We start from the raw sequence: 23,172 nt of genomic DNA, 5'->3' as shown, positions 1-23,172 counted from the left end.
TCAAGCAAAAATTAATTGACCATTGGGTGTTTTTTAATTAATGCTCACTCATTAAAATTAAGGGAGGGGTTTTAAGGTTATTTTAAAAAATCTTTAAAGGGAGGATGTTGTTATGCTGAGAAAAGTTTTGGTTTTAGTGCTTTTTTGGGCCCTGTGTTTAACAGGCATAAGTTTTGCCAAGTCCACTATAAAGATTGGGCTTATGTGTCCACAAACTGGCAGCTGGGCAAGTGAAGGTTTAGATATGAAAAAGATTGTGAATTTACTTGCCGAGGACATCAACAAAAAAGGAGGGGTACTTGGCAAAAAGATTGAGATCATTGACGAAGATGATGGTGGAGATCCCAGGACCGCTGCCCTTGCTGCAAACAAACTGGTTACAAGGGACATAGTTGCAGTAATTGGTACGTATGGTTCTTCTGTTACAGAGGCCACACAAAACATTTTTAATGAAAACAAGATAATACAAATTGCAAATGGCTCCACAGCAATCAGGTTAACAGAAAAGGGATATAAATATTTCTTCAGGACATCTCCAAGGGACGATGAGCAGGGAAAAGTTGCAGCAAAGACCATAAAGAAATTTGGTTATAAAAGGGTAGCTATCCTTCATGACAACACCACATATGCAAAGGGTCTTGCTGAAGAGGCAAAGCACAACATTGAGAAGCTTGGTGGAATAAAGGTTGTATTTTTTGATGCCCTCACACCTGGTGAGAGGGATTACACAACTATTTTAACCAAATTAAAGTCCAAAAATCCAGATGTGGTATTCTTCACTGGTTATTATCCAGAAGCTGGTCTTCTTTTAAAACAGAAAAAAGAAATGGGATGGGATGTACCTTTTATAGGTGGTGATGCAACCAATAATCCAGATTTAGTTAAAATCGCAGGAAAAGACGCTGCAAAAGGCTTTTATTTCTTGAGCCCGCCTGTGCCACAAGACCTAGACACACCTGAAGCAAAGGCATTTTTAAAGGCATATAAGACAAAATACCATGACTATCCTGCTTCAGTATGGGCAGTTTTATCAGGGGATGCACTCCTTGCAATAGTTAAGGCAATTGATGGCACAAAATCCACTGATCCTGACAAAATGGCAGATTTTTTACATCATAAATTAAAGAATATGCCCGGTCTTACTGGAAAAATATCTTTTGATGAAAAGGGTGACAGGGTAGGTGACCTTTACAGGGTTTACATGGTTGACGCCCAGGGCAACTTTATATTGCAGCCCTAAATAATTTTTTTTAAAAGGCAGGGTCTCCCTGCCTTTTTTATATTAAGACAGCAAGGTTAAACAATAAGCTTTAATACTTGAACTCTTTAAAGTGTTATCCTTGGAGATATAGCCCATGGAATTCTTTTTTCAACAATTGACCAATGGACTGGCAATAGGCGGCATATACGCATTGATTGCCCTTGGATATACCATGGTTTATGGGGTGTTAAAACTCATAAACTTTGCCCATGGGGACCTATTTACCCTTGGTGCCTACATAGGATTTACCCTCCTAACATCCCTATCTCTAGTTGGAAAGATAGGGCCTATGCCAACCCTTTTTCTCTTTGGACTCATAATAATGGGGTTGGTGGGTGTAGCTGGAATAGTTTTAGAAAGGGTAGCCTATAGACCGCTTAGATCAGCAGACAGGCTTGCTGCAGTGGTATCTGCCCTTGGGGCATCAATAGTCATCTCCAATTCAATAATGCTCATCTATGGAGCAAGGTTCCAGGTATATCCCCACCATCTGCTTCCCCAAATTACCATAAATATTTTAGGAATGAAGATTCCCTTTCTTAGGATTGCAATGCTCCTTTTATCAATAATTCTCATGATAATTTTATATCTATTTGTGCAAAAAACTAAAATTGGAACAGCCATAAGGGCAACGGCGATAGATCATGGAGCAGCCAGACTCATGGGGATAGATGTAAACAAAATCATCTCCTATGTGTTCTTTATTGGACCTGCCCTTGGGGGTGCAGCTGGTTTTATGGTTGGTCTCTATTATGGACAGTTGAACTTTATGATGGGATGGGTCTATGGCCTAAAGGCATTTATAGCTGCAGTAATTGGAGGTATTGGGAACATCCCTGGAGCCATGGTTGGGGGTATTTTGCTGGGGGTTATAGAGGCCCTTGGTGCTGCCTATATCTCAACTTCATGGAAGGACGCAATTGCATTTTTTGTCCTTATAATCATTTTGATCGTGCGTCCAACTGGTATTCTTGGTGAGAGGGTTGCTGACAAAATATAAACCATAAACCTAAATGATGGTGACATGAACAGGAAATACATAACAACTTTTATTGTAATTGCCTTTTTCTTATCACCGCTTGTGTTAAATTCCTATTGGGTAGATGTATTAAACAATATTGGAATTTATGCAATACTGGCACTTAGTCTAAATTTTATTTTAGGGGATACTGGTCTTTTTCACATGGGCCATGCAGCTTTTTTTGCAATTGGTGCATATACTACGGCCATTTTAAACACCATGTATCACATCCCAATCATTTTTTTGATCCCATTTAGTGGAATAACTGCTGCTATCTTTGCATACCTTGTTGCAAGACCAATTATTCACCTAAGGGGCGATTATTTACTTATTGTAACAATAGGTATTGTGGAGATAGTTAGAATTGGACTGGTAAACAATGTATTTGGGATAACAGGTGGATCAAATGGAATCTTTGGAATATCCAGACCAAATTTACTGGGTCTTATTATCAGGAGACCAGAGCACTTTTTCTACTACATCTGGATATTTTTAGCCATAAGTGTATTTTTGTTTGAAAGGCTCAGAAATTCCAGATTTGGCCGGGCCCTAAACTACATAAAAGAAGACGAAGTAGCGGCTGAAGGAACTGGGGTCAATATTGCAAGATATAAATTAATAGCCTTTGTAATTGGGGCCTTTTGGGCTGGTATGGTTGGAAACATCTATGCATCAAAAATGACCATAATTTCCCCAGAATCGTTTACCTTCTGGGAATCTGTGGTATATTTTTGCATTGTAATCTTAGGAGGATCAGGGAGCATAACTGGGGTCATCCTGGGATCATTTTTGCTAATAGGGCTGCCTGAAATATTCAGGGAATTTTCCCAGGCCAGGATGCTTATGTTTGGACTTGCAATGATCATTATGATGATATTTAGGCCACAAGGTTTGATTCCACCTCCTCCACGTAAATATGACGTATATATGGACAAAAATTTTGCTGAAAATTAGACAAAAGGGAGTCTAAATATGGCCCTTCTTCATCTTAAAAACCTCACAAAATATTTTGGCGGACTTGCTGCTGTAGATGATGTAAGTTTTGACGTAGAAGAGGGATCAATCGTAGGATTAATTGGTCCAAATGGTGCAGGTAAAACCACTGTATTTAACTTAATCACAGGACATTATGTCCCTGATAGGGGAGAAATAATATTTGATGGACAAAGTCTGGTAAAAAAACCCACCCATGAGATTGTATCCCTGGGCATTGCCAGAACGTTTCAGACAATAAGATTATTTAAAGAGCTCTCTGTACTTGAAAATGCAATGTCAGGATACCACTGCCGCATGAAATCAGGTATTTTTGCTGGAATGTTCAAGCCCAAATGGCAGAGGGAAGAGGAAAAAAGGGCTATTGACATTGCATTAAAAGAGCTTGAATTTGTAGGCCTTAAGGTGGACCTTGAACAAAAGGCAAAAAACCTATCCTATGGAAATCAAAGACTACTTGAGATTGCCAGGGCACTGGCCACTTCCCCAAAATTAATTATTTTAGATGAGCCTGCTGGCGGTATGAACGACCAGGAGACCCAGGAACTTATTCAGCTTATACGTAATATTCGAGATAGAAAGATAACAGTCCTTTTGATTGAGCACGACATGAATTTAGTTATGGATGTATGCCAATACCTTGTTGTTTTAGACAATGGCAAAAAAATATCTGAGGGATTACCAGATCAGGTAAGAGAGGACCCAAAGGTAATTGAGGCATATCTAGGAATTGATGAGGAGTAAATACAATATGTTAGAGATAAAAAACCTACACGTAAAATATGGAAACATTGAAGCAATACACGGAATAGACATAAAGGTAGAAAAAGGCGAAATAGTAACCATCCTAGGTGCAAATGGTGCTGGAAAGTCCACTACCCTCATGACCATCAGCGGACTAATAAAACCCTCAGAGGGGACTATAATCTTTGATGGCGTTGATATAACCACTACCCCTGGGGACAAGATAGTTGAAATGGGTATATCCCAGGTCCCTGAAGGGAGACGGTTATTTGGCACCTTGACTGTGGAAGAAAATTTAGAGCTTGGGGCATTTACCATAAAAGACAAAAAGGTAGTAGAAAAAAACAAGGAATGGTCTTATTCCCTATTTCCAAGACTAAAAGAGCGCAGAAAACAGCTCGCTGGTACCCTTAGTGGTGGAGAACAACAGATGCTTGCTATAGCAAGGGGCCTTATGTCCAACCCAAGGCTCCTTTTAATGGACGAACCAAGCCTGGGACTTGCACCTATTTTAGTTAAATCTATATTTGAAACCATAAAGACCATCAATGAAACTGGGGTCACTGTGCTCTTGGTGGAGCAAAATGCAAAAGCTGCATTAAAACTGGCCATGAGGGGATATGTAATGGAAGTGGGAAATATTGTATTGGAGGATAAGGCATCTAATCTCCTTACAAATCCCCAGGTAAGACGGGCATATCTGGGAGGATAATTTCACTTTATATGAATGGGCTAAGGGAAATTTTCGAGATCTCCATTCCCCTTTTTCTCATTATGGATCCCTTTGCAAATTCAACTGCATGTCTTGCTATTCTAAAGGACCATTCCCCAAGGACACAACAAAAGATAATCTTAAGGGAGATGTTAATTGCACTCCTTTTAATGATAATTTTTCAATTCTTTGGATCTTTTTTGTTAAATTTTTTATCTATAGATAAATCCACTTTACGTATAGCTGGGGGCATAATCCTATTTATAATATCCCTAAAACTCATATTTCCAGAGGAACAGGGATCACTATCCCAATATGAAAAAGATCCATTTATAGTGCCTATTGCCACCCCATTTATTGCTGGTCCCTCCTTACTCGCTGCAATAATGCTATATGCCAAAAAGGCCCCTTCACAATTAAAACTTTTTCTGTCAATATTAATTGCATGGTTTGGATGCCTTATAATCATGCTCTGTTTTACCAGATTAAAAAACATATTAAAAGACAGGGGCACCAGGGCAATTGAGAGACTCATGGGCCTCATCTTGGTTTTACTTGCAGTTCAAATGTTAGAAGAGGGTATTAAATATTTTCTGGAAACTCTAAACTAAGCCCATAAAATTTGTGGAACCTAACTATAAGAATTTTCTAATAGATTAAACGCCTTGACCATGAACCTTAACTTTGAATATGCAATGATTTTTTAAAGACTAATCCACTATAAGGATAAAATCATGAAAACATTTAGAGGCAAAAGATTAATAGACAGAGAAAAAGAAATTAAATTTATAAAGACCTGGTTTGAGGAGATACCAGATGAAATATTGTGGATATATGGACCTAAATCCAGTGGAAAAACTACTATCATTGAATATATTGTGGAACATGAATTATTTGAAGATTTTTGGACACTAAAACCAAAAGGTGATTTTTGGGTGAGGTACATAAATCTAAGAGGCAAATTAATAACAAGTTACAATAGCTTTCTAGAATCTTTTTTAAAATCTAAAGAACAGATTGAAGATACAACTGAAAAATTGTCATCGAGAATTAGTATTGGGATATTTACTATAAAAGGTGAAAAATTAAGAAAAATAAAAGAAAAAAATATTGATTTATTTGATGCAATATTGAGTGAAATACAAGATATAGCAAAAAAGAAAACACCAATTATAATAATTGATGAAATTCAAACCTTAGAGGATATCTATATAAATTCCAATAGAGACTTATTAAAGGAATTTTTAAATTTTTGTGTTAGATTGACAAAAGAACTACATTTATCACATGTAACTATATTAAGTTCAAATACCATATTTATAGATAGAATTTATAATGATGCAAGGCTTAAAAAAACCAGCAAATTCTATAAAATTGATTACTTAGACAAAGATACCACTAAAAATTGGTTAAAAGAAGAGGGTTTTAATGAAGAAGATATTGAATTAATCTGGGAGTATTTAGGTGGAGATATAGCTTATATTCAAAAAATGATAAGAGAGAAGGATGAATTTCCCAGTTTGAAAGATTATTTAAAATATCAACAACAGTTGGCTTATTCTGAGATTGTAGATTTACTAACAGATGAAAAAAATTTTGAAAAAAGAAGATTGTTTAAAGAAATAGCAAAAGAGATTATTCTTAATGGATCTTTTAAAATAAGAGAAGATTTATCTACTGAGAAAAAACATATTATAAACCACTATGTGGATAAAGAAATACTCTTTTTAGACCCATTAACTAGGGAAGTTAAAGGTAATAACAGATTGTATGAAAAGGGCATGGAATTGTTGGTATATGGAAATAAATTATAAAAACTTTGTCCATTCTTTGCTAAATCAAGAGCATATAATTCATTAGATTACTACAAATTTTTAATGTAATTCTCAAATTAAAAAGAATGAAAGACAAAAAATATAATATAGACATTTTAAATAGAATTATTGAGGATTGTTTCTGGGATTATAATATTTCTATACAGGACTTAATGGAAATCCTGGAGTCAGAAAATACAAGGGAGCTAAAAAAATTATTCCTGAAGATTATTTACAATTCAAGGGACACCTATAACGCAATGCAATTATTTGACAAAGACTTGTTAAAAAAATTTTTCAATGACCTGAAAATTTCCTATAATAGAAAATATTTGAGCAAAAAAATAGCCATATTAAGATATCTGCTTTTTGAAGAAGACCAACATATCCCAGGACTTGCATGGAAAAAATATTAGATATTGAACACCTATATCAGTTACAGGATAGGGTTTTTAATATACTCTCTAAAATTTATACAACTTTTTACCTAGCAGGTGGAACTGCTCTTCACAGATTTTATTATAATGCTCGGTATTCTTATGATTTAGATTTTTTTACTCAAAATAATCCTGATTTTTCTCAGGAAGTAAGAGAATTTATTGAATTACTTGATTCGCAAGATTTAAAAATAACAAAGGAGGTTCAAACAAGGGATTTTTTTAGAATAAGGATAAACAAAGTCCTGCAGGTGGATTTTGTCAATGGTAGAGTCTATAGACATGGAAAAAGCAATATCATAGACAATTTGAAAGTGGATAATAAAATAAATATATTTACAAATAAAATTTCTGCAATAATTGATAGAGATGAAGAAAAAGATGTATTTGACTTCTTTTGTTTTGTGTATAATGAAAAATTTAATTGGAGAGAGATATTAGATATCACAAATAAAAAATCTTTTATTGAAAAGGAGGCATTAGCATATAGGTTAAAAACATTTCCATTAAATTGGCTTAAGAGACTAAAGACTATTAAAGAAGTAATTATTACAAGAGAGGAGATTGAGAGGGTCTCTAATGATATCTTACAATTAAGTGATAATAGTTTATATGTACAAAAACAAACCTAGATTTAACAATGCAATAAAAAAATTTAGTTAGGAAAAAAGATGAATATTGGTAAATATAAATCCAGCACTATAGTCTGTTTATTTTTACTCCTATTTTTTGCAAAAAACTCCCTTTGTTATATTGCTCCTGAGGAAGTTTTAGTTGTTGCAAATATGAATGTAGCAAGGAGTGTATCCCTTGCAACATATTATATGAAAAAGAGAAACATTCCAAAGGAAAATCTCATTAAGATCTGGTGTACAGATTCAGAGAGAATTTCCAGGGATGAATACAATAAAAAAATCAAATCTCCAATTGCAAAATTTTTAAAAGAACACCCAGAAAAACCAATAAGATGTATCGTACTGCTCTATGGGATTCCTTTGAAGGTCAGTGGTATAGAACCAAGCCTTAAACAAAAAACAGAACTAAAAAATTTAGACATAAAACTAGCCCTTTTACAAGAACAACTAAAGTCAGAAAAGGAGTTAAATAAAAAAAAGGAGATAAAGAAAAGAATAAGAAAAATACAAAATAAACTCAGGAAAATAAAATTAGAACTAGACACCTCTGCATCTGTGGACTCCGAGTTATCTCTTGTAAAAGTAAACAATTATCCCCTCTCTTTTTGGATTCCAAATCCATATTTTATATTAAATCAAAAGAGAAGGCTCAAATATACAAAAAGGGACGTACTACTGGTTGCAAGGTTAGATGGTCCAGATCCAGAAACAGTTAAAAGGATAATAGGTGATTCCATATATGCAGAAAAAAATAGACTAAAGGGCGTGGCATATTTTGATGCCAGGTGGAAGGAGCCCAAGGACAAAAAGAAATTGGGTGGATATGGATATTACGATTATTCTTTGCACCTTGCAGCAAAGGAACTGAAAAAGTCTAAAATTCTCAAAGTGGTTTTGGAGGATACAAAAAGGCTTTTTAAAAAAGGTGAATGCAAAGATGCTGCTCTATATTGTGGTTGGTATAGCCTTGGTCACTATATCGATTCCTTTGAGTGGCAAAGGGGTGCCATTGGATATCATATGGCAAGTATAGAATGTTCAACCCTAAAGAACAAAAAATCAAACATATGGTGCGTAAAAATGCTTGAGAAGGGAGTGGCTGCAACCATAGGTCCTGTAGGAGAGCCTTATATCCAGGCATTTCCTGTACCGCACATATTCTTCTGGGCTATAATAGATGGTTATTGGTCTTTGGCTGAAAGCTATTACCTATCCCTACCCTACATATCCTGGAAAATGGTCTTGATTGGAGATCCCATGTATAGGCCATTTATGAAAAAATAAAATCTATTATCTCACTCCTGGGGGAGGTGTTAAATTCATATCTTTCATCTTATAGAGCAAGGCCCTGTAACTTATTTTTAGGAGCTTGGCAGTTTCTTTTCTATTCCAATTTGTTTCATTTAAGATTTTTAAAATAACCATCCTCTCTACTTTCTTTGTGATTGAATCTTTAATCTCTTTAAGGGATGGAATGTCCCTATCTCCAATGCTATTATTTATGGACTCTCCTATCTCATTCATAGAACCATCAATATTTGGAACAAGGGGGTCTTTCCCCTTTGTCTTTTCTCCTATTTCTGCCTTTACAGCATCAAAATCCTCAAGCACAAAAAGCCTCTGAACGTAATTATATAGTTCTCTTACATTACCTGGCCAGTGGTATTTTAAAAAGATCTCTACCATATCAGGAGGCATTGAAACATCTTTATTGGGGTATTGTTTTTTCATTTCCTTGATAAAATAATCCATAAGGGGAAGTATATCTTCCTTCCTTTCTCTAAGGGGTGGGATGTGAATACATATGGTGCTAAGTCTATAAAAAAGGTCTTCTCTAAAACTTCCAGCTGTAATTTCTGCCTCCAAATTCCTATTTGTTGCTGCAACAACCCTCGCAGTGGTCTTTATTTCCCTATGTCCTCCAACCCTGAAATAGCACCTGTCTTGTAAAACCTGAAGCAACTTTGCCTGCAATCCTATGGAAATCTCACCAATTTCATCTAAAAAGATTGTTCCAGACCTGGCCAATTCAAATTTACCTATCCTCGAAGAATTGGCCCCAGTAAAGGCACCCTTCTCATACCCAAACAACTCTGATTCCAAAAGTTCTCCAGGTATAGCAGCACAATTAATCTTAATAAAAGGCTCCTTTGCCCTTATGGAATAAAAGTGTAGGGCCCTTGCAACTAACTCCTTTCCAACACCGCTCTCACCAGTGATTAAAACATTTAAATCGTAGTCGCCAACCTGTTTAGTGAGCTTTATTATATCTTTAATAATCTTGCTCTTTCCAACAATTTTAGGCTTAGCCAAACTCATAATTATCCACCAAACTTTATTGCAATTCTAACAGCTTTTTAATATTCTTGATCAAAATATCCAGGTTATAAGGCTTTTCAATTAAAATATCTGGAGATTCCTCTAGTGCTATTTCTTTAGGATATTCACCATATGCAGTTACACAAATTACTGGTATATTTGGATGTTCTTTTCTCAAACACTTAATAAGTCCTATGCCACTTACATAGGGCAATCGTATGTCAGCAATAACTAAATCATATCTAGATTTCTTTATTTTCTCTAAGCCATCAAGTCCATCTTTGGCAAATAACAAAGAAAAACCCAAATCTGAAAGAAATTCGTTTAATAGCTCCCTTTGCACTGCATCATCTTCTATTATAAGTATTGTTGGCTTATCCTTTTTCTTTCCCATAAATTAGTCCTATTTTTTTTGTGAACTATAATAGTCCAATAACTTCAACAATTCAACCTCAAACATTTAAAGATTTCACTATGATACTACTTCCTAAACTTTAAAATTTTTGCTGGATTTCCACCAACAATAGCATACTCAGGAACAGAAGACATAACCACACTCCCAGCCCCCACAACAGCCCCTTTTCCTATATTAGCTCCAACTATTGCCCCATTGCCTATCCAAACATCCTCTCCTATAACTATTTTTTTTAAATCCCCACCCTGCTCTTTTATTGGGATATCCAATCTGGAAAAAAAGTGTTGTTTTGTACCACTGATTATATGAACGCCAGTTCCTATCAAGGTGTACTTGCCAATCTCCACATAACCAATGTCACATTTTGGGCCAATATATACCCCGTTACCAATTTTTATACGGGGATCAGAAAAAGTAGTTAAAAATCCTATGGTAGAGTCAATTAAATTTACCTTGGTAATCCACTCCAAAATGGACTTCCTAATCCATTCACCGAAGGCCCCTGGAAACAGAGAACAAGCTTGCATCATATTTGAAAAGTTTCTTCTTTCCTCAAAAAATAATAGCCCAAATAAATAATATGTATACAAGGGCAAAGTAAAGGCTCTAAATAAAATGTGTACTACCTTCTTAACCTTGTTTTTCATTACTTAATGCTTAGCTTTCAAGGAATTTAAACAGTTGTAATAAAAAAACTTGATATAAAACTACCTATTTATTATATATTCGCTGTTAACATTCAACTTATACCAAAATAAAAACAAATGGGCAATACTCAATACTTACTCAAAATCAAAAAATTCCCCAATGGTCAGGGAAGTAGCCATATTTTTAGAATTGGCATTCCATTAAAAAAAGGGTTAATCTATAAAAAAAATGAAATATTAATTTTAGACCAGGATAAAAATCCATATCTCTTTGATATAAATCCAATTCTCTATTGGCCAGATAAAAGTATAAAATGGTGTATCTTGGATATTTTCATTCCCATCTCCCACAAAGACCAATTTTTTTTATTTTTAAAATCCATTAATGACAATAAACTAGATATTAAACCAAGTGGTATTAACATTAAAGATGAGGAAGATAAAATCCAAATAAATACTGGTTCATTTAAATTTGCTTTAAATAAAGATTTAAAAAATTTATTTAACAATATAGACCTGGATTTAAACTTTACTACAAATCATGGCAAACAACTTTCTTTCAAAGATTTGAAACAAAAAAAACTTTCCATATTACATGGTGGGAGACTAAGAGCTGATATTGAAATTAAAGGTAAATTATTTATTTCAGTCAATAAGGCCATAAATTTGCGATTTATATTTTCATTTTTTTATTTATCTCATGTTGTTAAATTAGATGTGGAAATACATAACCCCAATCCTTCAATACATCCTGGTGGGAAATGGGACCTTGGAGACAGAGGATCCATATATTTCACGGATTTCTCTATACTATATAAATCAAATAAATCTATACAAGAACTTAGATGTTTGTTCAATTTTGATAAAAAAGATTATTTTGTTTCTAATGATTTTGATACATTCATCATCCACCAAAATTCCAGTGGTGGAGAAAGATGGAATTCTCTAAATCACATTGATAAAGATGGAAATCTAACTGTTAAGTTTAGAGGTTTTGAATTAAAAGAGATCAAAAACAATAAAGAGACAAAAAAAATAACAGGTCTTAGAACTAATCCAATAATAATTATTAAACAAGATAAGAATATCTCTTTTTCAATAAAAAATTTTTGGCAAGATTTTCCAAAGGCAATTGAAGTAACAAAAAAGTATGTTAGATTATCTCTGTTTCCAAGAGAATCTCAAAAATATTTTGAATTACAGGGAGGAGAGAAAAAGACTCACACCATATATATTGACCTTGATTCAGATAAAAATGGAGACAGATTAATCCATTTTTTAAATCCACCTCAAATAAAAATCAACCCTAAGTGGATAAAAGATTCAAAAGCTATTGACTATTTTGTACCAGATGAAGAAGACAAAAATATTACATATAAAAATTATATAAATAACATTATACAAGGTCCCAATTCTTTTTTTGAAAAAAATGAAAAAATTGATGAATATGGTTGGAGAAACTACGGAGATATTTATGCTGATCATGAAGCAGTAAATCATAAAGAGGATTGGCCATTTATTTCGCATTACAACAATCAATATGATTTTTTATATGGCGCAATAGTAAATTTTCTAAGATCTGCTGACATAAGATGGTTTAAATTAGCTGAACCCCTTGCTCAACACATCATTGATATAGACATATACCACACAGATAAAGATAAATCTGCATACAATCATGGAATGTTTTGGCATACAGACCACTATATAGAGGCCAAAACTGCCACACATAGAACATATTCTAAATTAAATAACACACCTGGTGGAGGACCATCAAATGAACACAACTACACCACTGGACTTCTTTATTACTATTTATTAACAGGAAACATCCAGGCCAAAGAGGCAGTATTAGAGCTAGCCCAGTGGGTTATTGACATGGATGATGGATCAAAATCAATTTTTGGGATATTCGATCAAGGACCTACTGGGCTTGCATCACAAACCGTTGATCCATTGTATCATAAACCAGGACGTGGAGCTGGAAACTCCGTAACTGCATTATTAGACGCATATATTCTCACAAATAATAGAAATTATCTTTTTAAGGCCGAAGAAATCATTAGACGTACAATTCATCCCCTAGATGACATTGACAAATTAAAACTTGATGAACCTGAATATAGATGGTCTTATCTGGTATATTTACAGGTCTTAGACAAATATATATCTTTAAAATCGGAATTAAACGAGATAGATTGGATGTATTTTTATGCTAGAGATAGCTTAATACATTATGGTAAATGGATCTTAAAAAATGAAGTTCCTTATAAAGATGTCCTGCACAAGGTAGACATTCCAACAGAGACATGGCCTGCTCAAGATATAAGAAAGGCCTATGTTCTAAATTGTGTGTCAAAATATGTATCTGAGCAAGAGAGAGAAGCTTTTTTAAAAAAGGCCCGATTTTTTTTCAATAGGTGCCTTGAAGATTTACTCTCTTTTGAAACTGCATATCTAACTAGACCACTAGTAATCTTATGTGTATATGGATTTCAACAAGCATACTTTGACAACATTAACAGAGAATATATGGATGTAGCTTTAACACACAACTACCATTTTGGCACACCACAAAAATTTATCCCACAAAAATTTAGATGGAAATATACCCTCAAAAAAAATATAAAGACATTTTTAAAAGAGATTAAAAGGATCGTTATTGAAAAACTATGGGGATTAAAGCAAACATTACCTTTGTAGTTCACAGCCTAAATCCAGGGGGAGCAGAGAAATTAGCAGTTCAAATGGCCACTGAGTTAAAAAAGGATTTTAACATATCAGTAATATGTCTGGATGAGCCAGGAACCTGGGCTAGTGATTTAAGAAAAAACAATATAGAGGTTATAGCCCTATATAGAGACGAGGGAATTGATTTAACTATTCCATATTCTATTTCAAGATTCACAAAAGAAAATAACACCCATATAATACATGCCCATCAAACAACGCCGTGGTTTTATTCTGCCCTATCAAGGATATTTAATCCAAAGCCCTATCTGTTATTTGAAGAACATGGCAGATTTTATCCTGAAATAAAAAATACAAAAATGATAATTGTCAATAAGGCAATTATAAATAGACTCACTCACAAGGTAGTTTCCGTATCTCAAGACATAAAAACTAGATTAGTAAAATATGAGGGTATACCTGAGAACAAAATTCAAGTTATCTATAATGGAATTAAAATACAAAACGTAAATAGTGATGAGCTAAAAAAAGTATCAAGAAAAAAACTAAATGTTAATGAAAATGATTTTGTGGTTGGAAGTGTTGGGAGACTAGATCCCATAAAAAATTTCCCCATGTTAATTAGAGGAATAAAACTAGCCAAAAATTATACAGACAACATAAAATGTGTAATAATAGGTGATGGACCACAATTTCATACCTTGGAAAACATGATTAAAGAAGAAAACTTAACAAATAGTGTGATCCTTACTGGATATAGAAAAGATGCATCCAAATTAGTTGCTGCATTCGATGTATTTGCCTTAACAAGTTTTAGTGAGGGAATATCCATGGCCATGTTAGAGGCAATGAGCCTTGGTGTTCCATGCATTGCTACAAAAGTAGGTGGTAATGTTGAATTAATACAAAACAATGTATCTGGTTGGCTAGTTGAGTCCAATGATTCTAAGTCTCTTGCCAGTTTATTAATTAATACATATAAAAATAGATCTTTTTTAAAACAAGTAGGAGAACAAGCAAAAAAACAAGTTAAAAATAAATTTTCCTTTGATGCAATGATAGAAAAATATAAAAATGCGTACCTTGAACTTTTAACTAGACAATAAAACAACTTAAAGAACAAAAATTATGTGTGGTATTGCAGGATTTTTAGATTTTAGGGGAATTGATAAGGACAAATCTAAAGGCCTATTAAAGTCCATGGTGAATACCCTAATACACAGAGGGCCAGATGAGGAAGGATACTATTTAGACCAGTTTGTTGCCCTTGGACACAGAAGGCTTAGTATTATTGACCTTGAATCGGGAAATCAACCAATGGTTGAACTAAATAAGGCTGTAATTGTATTTAACGGAGAGATATACAACTTTAAACAAGTAAGGTGTGAGTTAGAGTCTTTGGGATATAGTTTTTCAACTAACAGCGATACAGAGGTAATTTTAAAATCCTATCTCCAATGGGGTGTTGAATGTTTAAACAGGCTAAATGGCATGTTTGCATTTGCAATATGGGATATTGAAAAAAAAATACTCTTTTTAGCAAGGGATAGAATTGGCAAAAAACCCCTTTATTATACCAATTCCAATGGAAAAATATTATTTGGCTCTGAAATAAAGGCCCTAACCACTACAAATACAACATCTAAAGAATTAGATTATGAAGCTCTAGATTGTTTTTTTTCATATGGATATATACCATCACCAAAAACTATATTTAAAGATATAAAAAAGCTAGAGCCTGGACACTATCTTATTTTTTCAAAAAATGGACTTACCAAAAAAAGATATTGGACAGTTGAATTTGAACCCCAAGATAGATTGAGCATAGAAGATGCAGCAGATGAGTTTCTAGATATATTTAAAGATGCAGTAAAGATCAGGATGATCAGTGATGTTCCCCTTGGTGCATTCTTATCAGGGGGAATTGACTCACCTCTGGTTGTTTCAATGATGAGTGAGTTATCATCAAAAAAGGTGCTCACTAACTCCATTGGTTTTGACGTTGATAAATTTAATGAGCTTCCAATCGCTAGAGAAATTGCTACCATTTTAAATACAAATCACAAGGAGTATGTTGTAAAACCAGAGATACACAATGTTTTGCAAAAAATCTTATACCATCTAGATGAACCCATAGCAGACTCAAGTGTGATTCCAACATATTATGTTTGCAAAATAGCAAAACAAAGTTGTACAGTGTCCCTGTCAGGAGATGGAGGTGATGAATCCTTTGGAGGCTACACATTCAGATATCTTCCCCATTTGTATGAGTGTAAGTTAAAAAAATATATTCCAACAACAATCAGAAAAACTATTTTTTCCCTTCTTGGAAATATCTATCCCAAATCTCCAAAGCTTCCTAATGTCCTAAGGCTCAAAACCATTTTCCAGAATTTAAGTGTTTCAGATGAAATGGCATTTTTTAAGGACCTCATCTGGCTCCCATTGGAGATAAGAAAAAATTTATATTCTGAAAATTTTAAAAGGAATCTACACGGATTTACTCCCTTTGAATGTATTTATCCATTGTATAAAAAGGTAAAACACCTAGATCCAGTTAGTAGGGCACAATATTGTGATCTAAATTTTTATCTACCAGAGGATGTATTGGTTAAAGTGGATAGAATGAGTATGGCAGTTTCCTTAGAAGTAAGGGCCCCCCTTTTGGATTACAGAATAATTGAATTTGGGGCAAAGCTACCATTAAACCTAAAAGTGAGTTCAAAAAAAGGAAAGCTTGTTTTAAGACATGTATTAAAAAGATACATACCCCAAGAGATTATTAATAGACCAAAACAAGGTTTTTCCATCCCAGAGGCAAAATGGCTTGTAACCACTTTAAGACCATTAATAGAAAAGGCTATTTGTAAACAGAATAGCTTGATACAAGAGTTGTTTGATGTAAATTACTTAAAATCATTGTGGCAAAAACAAATAAAAAATGAAGAAAATAACAGTGTGTTCTTTTGGGGACTTATGATTTTTTCCCTATGGGAGGATAGATTTTATCTATGAACAAATTAAATATCTTACAACTAGGTAGCCCAACAGGACTATTTGGAGCTGAGAGATGGATACTTGCTCTGGTAAAGTATTTGGATAAAACTAAGATCAATGTTACTGTTGCTGCTATAAAAGATGACCCAAATCTGGAAGTTCCCCTATGTAATGAAGCAAAATCCATGGGTCTCAACACACAAGTCTTTGAAGCATACGGAAGATTTAATTTCTCAGCAATAAAAAAGTTAAGAAAATTTATACGAGAGAATAAAATAGATATAATACACACCCATGCATATAAACAAGACATAATAGGACTTTTGTCAAGCATAAACACTAAATGTAAAATCATATCCACACCCCATGGATGGAGCAAAAAAGCAGATCTTAAATTAATGATATATGAGCTAATAAATAGAATTATATTCCCTTTTTTTGATGCAGTGGTGCCTTTGTCAAGGGAATTATACAACTCTTGTTTAAAAATACCATTTTTAAAACACAAACTCTATCTAATACAAAATGGAGTTGACATTGATGAGATTAAAAATACAAAGAAAATTGCCAGTGAAGTTCTAAAACTAAAAAAAGATGGAGCCTTTATAATTGGATATATTGGCAGACTAGTGTCTTTAAAAGGGGTAGATATTTTATTAAAGGCGCTGCAAGACATAAAAATACCAAACTGGCATCTTTTCATTATTGGAGAAGGGGAAGAAAAAGAGAATTTGATAAAAATGGCAAAGGAGATTAACATAGAAGAAAGAGTTCATTTTACTGGATTTAAACAAGACAGGCTATCTTATTTAAAAGTATTTGATGTATTTGTACTTCCATCTAGAACTGAAGGAACGCCAAGATGTCTTATGGAAGCTGGAGCAATGGAAAAAGCAATCATAGCATCAGATATCCCTGGATGTAGAGAGATTGTTAAACACAACAAAACAGGTCTGTTATTTCGCCCAGAAGATCCTATTTCACTTCAAAAGTGTATTATTGAATTATTTCAAAACAAAGATCTAAGAGATAAGATTGGATCAAGTGCAGTACATTTAGTAGAAGAAAGATTCAGTGCAAAAAGAATGGCCAAAGAATATGAAGAACTCTATTTTAAGTTAGTAAATAAATAGTAATCCATTTAAACCTATCATTACCCATGAAAAAACTGAAAGATTTATTTCCCTTTGAACCCCAAAAAACAGAATTTAAGTTTTTTATTTTATATACCATATTCATAATATATGGCTCTCTTTATCCATTTCACTTTAGTTTTAACAATTTTCCTCAAGAAAGCAGAAATATCGTAAGCTTTATCTTATGCAACTATAGTTTTCAAACATCATTGGGAGATATCTTGACAAACTTTCTGTTGTTTATCCCATTTGGATTTTTAGGGGTAAGATCAATGAGAAGCCCATTCAATCCCCCTTACTATACATTTTTAATAACTGTATGTTGCATCCCCATTGCCCACGGCCTCCAATTATTACAATTTTTTGTTAAAGGAAGGGTTCCCAGTTTAATGGACACTTTTTGGAATGTTTTTGGCTGTTTTCTAGCAGGGGGATTTGGATCAGTATCAAAATTTAGGTTTGTTGGGGGAAAAAGGGGACAAGAACTTTGGAAATCAGCACCTTTTTTAATTATGGTTATTTGGATTGCCTATAATTTGATTCCCTTTGTCCCTACTTTAGATTTTGGAGAAATAAAAAACAGCTTAAAACCCCTTCTACTTCACCCTGAACTGCACATAATAACATTACTCAAATTTACAAGTGGATGGCTCATCCTTTACTACATGTATAAAGAACATACAGATAAGTTTCTCAACATTAAACTATTTGCAATAATTATAGCGTTAACACTAATTGCAAAAATCTTTATAGAAAAACAGGTATTGACTCTCTCTACAGTCATGGGAAGTCTGTTACCACTAATACTTATAAAATTCTTTCAAAAAAAAACTCTTTCCCCAAGATTCTTATTTTCGCTTCTTTTATTTTTTTTAACCTTATCAGGGCTTTGGCCGTTTAAATTTTCTATTGCTCAAAGAAATCACTTTCATCTACTGCCATTTTATGGTTTTTTGGCAGGTAACTTGTATGTTACTGCATACACTATATTAGAAAAGATGTTCTTTTATGGGAGCCTGTTATGGACATTGGAACACAGTAAAGTAAAGTGGGGAAGGGCAACTTTTCTATGTGTTAGTTGGGCGCTAGCCATTGAGATTGCGCAAATATGGTTTATGTCCCATACACCTGAGTCCACTGACCCTTTGATCATGTTTTTAATGGCCATTTGGATAAAAAAAAACAGACCCCAGGAAGATATAAAAATGAAAGTTGTTTATACAGGCCCAGAAAGGAGAAGAAATAGGCTTGCTCCTAAGTCGTCAAACAATATCAATGAACTTGCAAAAATAAAAAAAATTTTTTATTAATCTACTCACATAAATATGGAATTGTTATAAAACGGAGCCTGTAACATAATCTGTGTAAATCCATTTTTTAGCCTTAATACTATTGAACTGCATTTTTAATCCTCTCTTCAAAAAATATATATAGTTGGGGATAAATCTTGGACCAGTTTCTTATGGTGCCTCCCCATTTTTTGTTTATATCCAAAATTGCCAGGTATAAGAGTTTCAAAATGGCATCTTCAGTTGGGAATACTCCTTTTGTCTTACATACTTTTTTGAGTTTAAAATTAAAGCTTTCTATTGGATTTGTGGTATATATAAGTCTTCTTATCTCTGGTGGATATTTATAAAATGTCTTTAGATTATCCCAGTTAGTTCTCCAGGACCTTATTACATGAGGATATCTATTACCCCATTTTTCTTCAACCCTATCAAGTTCTAAAAGACCCATTTCCTCAGTGGGTGATGTATATATCTTCTTTAAATCTTTTGCCAGTTCTTTTCTGTGCTTATAAGATACGTACTTTAATGAATTCCTCATTTGATGAACTAAACAGCTTTGATGCTCTGCTTTTGGAAATACAGCTGATATAGCATCACTGAAGCCTGGTAGACCATCTGTTGCAAATATTAATACATCCTTTACTCCCCGGTTTTTCAATTCATTTAAAACACCCAACCAAAACTTAGAAGATTCTGTCTCTAAAATCCATATCCCCAGGCACTCTTTTTTTCCCTCTAAAGTTATTCCTAACATCGTATATACAGCTGTATTTTTAACTGTCCCATCTACCCTGGCTTTTAAAAATATAGCATCTAAAAATACTATTGCATAAATAGATTCTAAGGGCCTATTTTGCCATTCCTTAGCCTTTTCTAATACAGAATCTGTTATCCTGCTTATACTCTCAGATGATACCTCTACTCCATAAATTGAATTAAGATGATCCTGAATATCTCTACAGCTCATGCCCTTGGCATACATGGAGAGAATCTTATCTTCCATGCCTGTAATATCTCTTTGTCCTTTTTTTATAACTAAAGGATCATATCCCCCTTTCCTATCTCTAGGCACATTTAGATCTATTTCTCCTAAAATAGATCTAACCTGTTTTGAAGTATAACCATTCCTGGAATTGTCCGTATGTTTATTTGATTTATCATATGGAGAATATCCTAAAAATTCAGTAAGTTCAGCTTGATATAAAGTCTCAATAATATCTTTCATAACCTTCTTGAGAATACCATCCAACCCTTCAGAATCTTTAACTTTCCCCTCTTTGTACAATTTGATTATCTCTTCTTTGTTTACTAACATAAAAAATAACCTCCTTTTTAAGGCTTCTCTCCCCAAGCTCCCCTAGGGGAGCTTGCCTATCTCTTTTTTCTCCTTCCTGCAATACTTAATCCTTTCCCCTATCTTGCCTTAAAAAGGATTTACACAGTTTTTGAAACACCTCCATAAAACGCTTTTATTAAAGAAATGAATCCTAGACTACGTTCCCCAAAAATATACCATTTCTATCTATTGTACAAATATCTTTATGTTGTTATTTGTTTTACTTTATGTATACTATATCTTTTCCATGCTATTTACAATCACTGGATAGGAGATTTCTGGGAACACGCCGCTGTTATCAATGAATTAATTTATAATTATCTAAGACCAAAACACCCGTTATTTGGTATTCCTACCTCCCACCCATTTTTTAGTCCTTACTCCCTCCTTCTGGCGGGGATTGCAAAAATCTTACATTTAACGGCGTTGGATATTTTGCGTATTTTTGGTTTACTAAACCTTATTATATTCTTAATAGCATTGAGATTGCCTGTTGTTACTTTTTGTAATGATTCAAAGCAAATTAACAAATTGACCTTATTGTTATTACTTTTTCTCTTTTTGTGGCCTCTTGGCTCTTATAATTGGAGTGGTTTTTTTTATATTGGATTTTTATTTTACGTAGTGCCTTATCCCTCTACGTTTGCATTCTGTATGTTTCTTTTATTATTTTATCTTTCTTTCAAATATTTCGAATATAAAAAAAGCATCTATCTTTTTTATATCTTTATTCTTTTAATACTAATCATTACGACCCACCTTCCAACTTTTATTTATATAACAAGCTTTTTATTTTCAATTTCTTTGATTAACTTAATAGATAAAAATTATAAGTGTACTTTTTTGTTTGTTTTAATAATTATATCTTCAATACTAATTTCCATATTCTGGCCTTATTATTCAATCACAGATTTAATATTTCATGGAGACAAGAAATTCCATTATGATAGTATAATTTTTTATTCTTTTGGTAAAAAAAACCTTTTTAATTTGATTATGTCCATTTTTTCCCTATTTCTTTCTATTCTTTTCTCAAAAAAAGATAAAAAATTCTTTATAATTTCTCTGAGTATTTTTTTCTCGCTTTTTCTTTACTTTATTGCTTATCTCATAGGTCTTTACGGTATGGGTCGTATAATTAGCTTGCTCTGTTTTTATTCTTTTTTACTTTTAGCTTTCATTTTTTATTATTATCGAGTTTCCTTCCTTTATGCAATTTTGACTTTTTGTATATTCTTGATACCATCTTACTATTTAACTTTACCAACTTTGAAGAAAACTATATATATTTTTGAAGGAAAAAAAATTAAATACACCTTTTTTAAAAAAGTTCAGTCCCATATTGATCATTATGATGTTGTTCTCTCTAATTTAAATATTTCTTGGCATCTACCTGCTTTTTCTGGCAAAATAATTGCTTCTAGACATCCTGTTCATTGGGTTGACAATGAAGTACGAAAACTAGACCTAAAAAAATTTTTCTCAAGTAAAACCAGCTGTATAGAAAAAGAAAATATTCTACATAAATATAATGTTAAATACTTGTTACTTACTCAAAAAGAAATTGCCAAGTTAACTAAAAAAATAAATACTTGCGGGTTTGTTGATAAGATTATTCTAACTTGCAAGAATCGTAGCCTTATAAGGGTCAAAAACTGTTATCCCTAATTTTTTCAGTGCGAAATAAAATTTTTCAATCCAAAATAACCTATATTTAATACCTCGCTAAATGTAAAAGTTTAACTATTTCTGCTATAGTAATCTCCTAAAACTCCCATAATGGTTTTATATTATACGGAACGATCTTGAAAAGTTTATATAACCACGGCATTTTTACAAACAATAAAAATACAAAGACTAAAGAACATGCAGTTAGGTAAAGCATGAGTCCAAATTCCTTATATAAATGTTCAGGATTTTGTACAGGGCTATTTTCTCTAAAGCCTATCTTTAAGTAATAGGCAAAAAAGCCAGTTAAAAGAGGTACACTAAATATAAGTTCTAAATGGTACCTGACTATAAATATACCAAGGAAAAAGGCACATGCTATTGCATAATAAAAAATACTTATAAGTAGACGATTTTCATCATAATAGCCAAATGAACTTCTATACTTAACTGCTGTTTCTTTATCCCCAATGGTTCTATATTCAGCAAACCTCTTTGTCCCCATAAAAAATGCACCAGCCATCCAATAGGCAATAGTTAAAGACAAAGGAGGTATCTTGTGAGGTAACAAAACAAACCAGCCTAAAAATAGTCGTAAAGGATTGTTTATTGATTCTGTAAGCACATCTAGGTAAGGAATTTCTTTGGTTCTAATTGGTGGCACATTATAAAACAGACCCATGATCCATAAACTTAAAGCAGAGAGAAAAAACAAAGTCCCCTGAAAATAAGCCACCCCAAGCCCTACTACCGCCAGTAACAACCATTCCATATAACCAACTAAAATACTGACTCTTCCAGAAGGTACTGGCCTATTCTTCTTAATTGGATGCATTGCGTCTTTTGGACCGTCCAGTATTTCATTTATTACATAATTACTTGATGCCACCATGCACGCAGAAAATAGGCCAAGCAGTATATCAAAATACCAACCTTCTTTTACTAGATCAGGTTCTATAAAAAAGGCCAAAACTATTCCTAAAACCATAAATCCATTTTTAAACCAGTGATCAGGCCTAGCTATTTGGATGTATGCTCTAAAGTCCATACATTG

At 33.3% G+C, this 23,172-nt stretch carries 21 protein-coding genes; 16 read left to right on the top strand and 5 right to left on the bottom strand.

The window, feature by feature from the left end:
- Positions 1-112 precede the first annotated feature (112 nt).
- The 10 genes from ACYQ0O_RS01300 (at position 113) to ACYQ0O_RS01255 (ending at position 8,901) form a co-directional block, all read left to right on the top strand.
- Positions 113-1,240 (top strand): branched-chain amino acid ABC transporter substrate-binding protein, encoded by a 1,128-nt coding sequence (locus ACYQ0O_RS01300; protein ID WP_459889919.1) that lies wholly within the window; start codon positions 113-115, stop codon positions 1,238-1,240.
- Positions 1,241-1,355: 115 nt separating this feature from the next.
- Positions 1,356-2,261: a branched-chain amino acid ABC transporter permease gene (locus ACYQ0O_RS01295; RefSeq protein WP_459889917.1), complete on the top strand. Its 906-nt coding sequence runs from the start codon at positions 1,356-1,358 to the stop codon at positions 2,259-2,261.
- A 24-nt stretch (positions 2,262-2,285) separates the two neighbouring features.
- Entirely contained in the window at positions 2,286-3,236 is a 951-nt protein-coding gene (locus ACYQ0O_RS01290; protein ID WP_459889915.1) for a branched-chain amino acid ABC transporter permease, read from the top strand.
- 18 nt (positions 3,237-3,254) lie between these two features.
- Complete coding sequence (locus ACYQ0O_RS01285) at positions 3,255-4,019, top strand: ABC transporter ATP-binding protein (protein WP_459889913.1); 765 nt, start codon at positions 3,255-3,257, stop codon at positions 4,017-4,019.
- Between the two features lie 7 nt (positions 4,020-4,026).
- On the top strand, positions 4,027-4,731 hold the full coding sequence (locus tag ACYQ0O_RS01280) for an ABC transporter ATP-binding protein (RefSeq protein ID WP_459889911.1): 705 nt from the start codon (positions 4,027-4,029) through the stop codon (positions 4,729-4,731).
- An 11-nt stretch (positions 4,732-4,742) separates the two neighbouring features.
- On the top strand, positions 4,743-5,342 hold the full coding sequence (locus ACYQ0O_RS01275) for a MarC family protein (protein WP_459889909.1): 600 nt from the start codon (positions 4,743-4,745) through the stop codon (positions 5,340-5,342).
- Between the two features lie 123 nt (positions 5,343-5,465).
- Positions 5,466-6,545 (top strand): ATP-binding protein, encoded by a 1,080-nt coding sequence (locus ACYQ0O_RS01270; protein WP_459889907.1) that lies wholly within the window; start codon positions 5,466-5,468, stop codon positions 6,543-6,545.
- 86 nt (positions 6,546-6,631) lie between these two features.
- Complete coding sequence (locus ACYQ0O_RS01265; protein WP_459889905.1) at positions 6,632-6,961, top strand: hypothetical protein; 330 nt, start codon at positions 6,632-6,634, stop codon at positions 6,959-6,961.
- A complete protein-coding gene (locus tag ACYQ0O_RS01260; protein WP_459889903.1) occupies positions 6,946-7,614 on the top strand; it encodes a nucleotidyl transferase AbiEii/AbiGii toxin family protein in 669 nt (222 codons plus the stop codon). The genes ACYQ0O_RS01265 and ACYQ0O_RS01260 overlap by 16 nt, the downstream gene beginning before the upstream one ends.
- Positions 7,615-7,653: 39 nt before the next feature.
- Positions 7,654-8,901: a TIGR03790 family protein gene (locus ACYQ0O_RS01255; protein WP_459889901.1), complete on the top strand. Its 1,248-nt coding sequence runs from the start codon at positions 7,654-7,656 to the stop codon at positions 8,899-8,901.
- Positions 8,902-8,907: 6 nt separating this feature from the next.
- On the opposite strand, the gene ACYQ0O_RS01250 is transcribed toward ACYQ0O_RS01255, so the two are convergent.
- From ACYQ0O_RS01250 to ACYQ0O_RS01240, 3 genes are all read right to left on the bottom strand, one after another.
- Positions 8,908-9,936 carry a sigma-54 interaction domain-containing protein gene (locus ACYQ0O_RS01250; protein WP_459889899.1) on the bottom strand — a complete coding sequence of 343 codons (1,029 nt, stop codon included), beginning with the start codon at positions 9,934-9,936 and terminating at the stop codon, positions 8,908-8,910.
- Positions 9,937-9,952: 16 nt separating this feature from the next.
- Positions 9,953-10,330, bottom strand: coding sequence for a response regulator (locus ACYQ0O_RS01245; protein WP_459889897.1), 378 nt, complete (start codon positions 10,328-10,330; stop codon positions 9,953-9,955).
- Positions 10,331-10,416: 86 nt separating this feature from the next.
- Positions 10,417-10,821, bottom strand: coding sequence for an acyltransferase (locus tag ACYQ0O_RS01240; protein ID WP_459889895.1), 405 nt, complete (start codon positions 10,819-10,821; stop codon positions 10,417-10,419).
- Positions 10,822-11,115: 294 nt separating this feature from the next.
- On the opposite strand from ACYQ0O_RS01240, the gene ACYQ0O_RS01235 reads away from it, so the two are divergent.
- From ACYQ0O_RS01235 to ACYQ0O_RS01215, 5 genes are read left to right on the top strand one after another with little or no spacing between them, the layout of a single operon-like run.
- Positions 11,116-13,701, top strand: coding sequence for an exo-rhamnogalacturonan lyase family protein (locus ACYQ0O_RS01235; RefSeq protein ID WP_459889893.1), 2,586 nt, complete (start codon positions 11,116-11,118; stop codon positions 13,699-13,701).
- Positions 13,671-14,795 carry a glycosyltransferase gene (locus tag ACYQ0O_RS01230; RefSeq protein WP_459889891.1) on the top strand — a complete coding sequence of 375 codons (1,125 nt, stop codon included), beginning with the start codon at positions 13,671-13,673 and terminating at the stop codon, positions 14,793-14,795. The genes ACYQ0O_RS01235 and ACYQ0O_RS01230 overlap by 31 nt, the downstream gene beginning before the upstream one ends.
- A 22-nt stretch (positions 14,796-14,817) precedes the next feature.
- The gene (gene asnB / locus ACYQ0O_RS01225; RefSeq protein ID WP_459889889.1) at positions 14,818-16,704 is read left to right on the top strand and encodes an asparagine synthase (glutamine-hydrolyzing); all 1,887 of its coding nucleotides are present in this window, start codon (positions 14,818-14,820) and stop codon (positions 16,702-16,704) included.
- A complete protein-coding gene (locus tag ACYQ0O_RS01220; protein ID WP_459889887.1) occupies positions 16,701-17,819 on the top strand; it encodes a glycosyltransferase in 1,119 nt (372 codons plus the stop codon). The genes asnB and ACYQ0O_RS01220 overlap by 4 nt, the downstream gene beginning before the upstream one ends.
- Before the next feature lie 26 nt (positions 17,820-17,845).
- Positions 17,846-19,132: a VanZ family protein gene (locus ACYQ0O_RS01215; protein ID WP_459889884.1), complete on the top strand. Its 1,287-nt coding sequence runs from the start codon at positions 17,846-17,848 to the stop codon at positions 19,130-19,132.
- 79 nt (positions 19,133-19,211) lie between these two features.
- Here the strand turns inward: ACYQ0O_RS01215 and ACYQ0O_RS01210 are convergent, their stop codons facing one another.
- Positions 19,212-20,429, bottom strand: coding sequence for an IS256 family transposase (locus tag ACYQ0O_RS01210; RefSeq protein ID WP_459889882.1), 1,218 nt, complete (start codon positions 20,427-20,429; stop codon positions 19,212-19,214).
- Between the two features lie 1,146 nt (positions 20,430-21,575).
- Here ACYQ0O_RS01210 and ACYQ0O_RS01205 point away from each other — a divergent pair.
- The gene (locus ACYQ0O_RS01205; RefSeq protein ID WP_459889880.1) at positions 21,576-22,118 is read left to right on the top strand and encodes a hypothetical protein; all 543 of its coding nucleotides are present in this window, start codon (positions 21,576-21,578) and stop codon (positions 22,116-22,118) included.
- A 97-nt stretch (positions 22,119-22,215) separates the two neighbouring features.
- Here ACYQ0O_RS01205 and ACYQ0O_RS01200 read toward each other — a convergent pair whose 3' ends face one another.
- Positions 22,216-23,166, bottom strand: coding sequence for a UbiA prenyltransferase family protein (locus ACYQ0O_RS01200; protein ID WP_459889878.1), 951 nt, complete (start codon positions 23,164-23,166; stop codon positions 22,216-22,218).
- Between the last annotated feature and the right edge of the window lie 6 nt (positions 23,167-23,172).

Source organism: Desulfothermus okinawensis JCM 13304 (assembly GCF_054654515.1).
This window is presented reverse-complemented; position numbering and strand designations above follow the sequence as displayed.

Coding starts and splice junctions, on each gene's coding strand:
- ACYQ0O_RS01300 (WP_459889919.1), top strand. CDS start 113: ATGCTGAGAAAAGTTTTGGTTTTAGTGCTTTTTTGGGCCCTGTGTTTA.
- ACYQ0O_RS01295 (WP_459889917.1), top strand. CDS start 1,356: ATGGAATTCTTTTTTCAACAATTGACCAATGGACTGGCAATAGGCGGC.
- ACYQ0O_RS01290 (WP_459889915.1), top strand. CDS start 2,286: ATGAACAGGAAATACATAACAACTTTTATTGTAATTGCCTTTTTCTTA.
- ACYQ0O_RS01285 (WP_459889913.1), top strand. CDS start 3,255: ATGGCCCTTCTTCATCTTAAAAACCTCACAAAATATTTTGGCGGACTT.
- ACYQ0O_RS01280 (WP_459889911.1), top strand. CDS start 4,027: ATGTTAGAGATAAAAAACCTACACGTAAAATATGGAAACATTGAAGCA.
- ACYQ0O_RS01275 (WP_459889909.1), top strand. CDS start 4,743: ATGAATGGGCTAAGGGAAATTTTCGAGATCTCCATTCCCCTTTTTCTC.
- ACYQ0O_RS01270 (WP_459889907.1), top strand. CDS start 5,466: ATGAAAACATTTAGAGGCAAAAGATTAATAGACAGAGAAAAAGAAATT.
- ACYQ0O_RS01265 (WP_459889905.1), top strand. CDS start 6,632: ATGAAAGACAAAAAATATAATATAGACATTTTAAATAGAATTATTGAG.
- ACYQ0O_RS01260 (WP_459889903.1), top strand. CDS start 6,946: ATGGAAAAAATATTAGATATTGAACACCTATATCAGTTACAGGATAGG.
- ACYQ0O_RS01255 (WP_459889901.1), top strand. CDS start 7,654: ATGAATATTGGTAAATATAAATCCAGCACTATAGTCTGTTTATTTTTA.
- ACYQ0O_RS01250 (WP_459889899.1), bottom strand. CDS start 9,936: ATGAGTTTGGCTAAGCCTAAAATTGTTGGAAAGAGCAAGATTATTAAA.
- ACYQ0O_RS01245 (WP_459889897.1), bottom strand. CDS start 10,330: ATGGGAAAGAAAAAGGATAAGCCAACAATACTTATAATAGAAGATGAT.
- ACYQ0O_RS01235 (WP_459889893.1), top strand. CDS start 11,116: ATGGGCAATACTCAATACTTACTCAAAATCAAAAAATTCCCCAATGGT.
- ACYQ0O_RS01230 (WP_459889891.1), top strand. CDS start 13,671: ATGGGGATTAAAGCAAACATTACCTTTGTAGTTCACAGCCTAAATCCA.
- asnB (WP_459889889.1), top strand. CDS start 14,818: ATGTGTGGTATTGCAGGATTTTTAGATTTTAGGGGAATTGATAAGGAC.
- ACYQ0O_RS01220 (WP_459889887.1), top strand. CDS start 16,701: ATGAACAAATTAAATATCTTACAACTAGGTAGCCCAACAGGACTATTT.
- ACYQ0O_RS01215 (WP_459889884.1), top strand. CDS start 17,846: ATGAAAAAACTGAAAGATTTATTTCCCTTTGAACCCCAAAAAACAGAA.
- ACYQ0O_RS01210 (WP_459889882.1), bottom strand. CDS start 20,429: ATGTTAGTAAACAAAGAAGAGATAATCAAATTGTACAAAGAGGGGAAA.
- ACYQ0O_RS01205 (WP_459889880.1), top strand. CDS start 21,576: ATGGGTCGTATAATTAGCTTGCTCTGTTTTTATTCTTTTTTACTTTTA.
- ACYQ0O_RS01200 (WP_459889878.1), bottom strand. CDS start 23,166: ATGGACTTTAGAGCATACATCCAAATAGCTAGGCCTGATCACTGGTTT.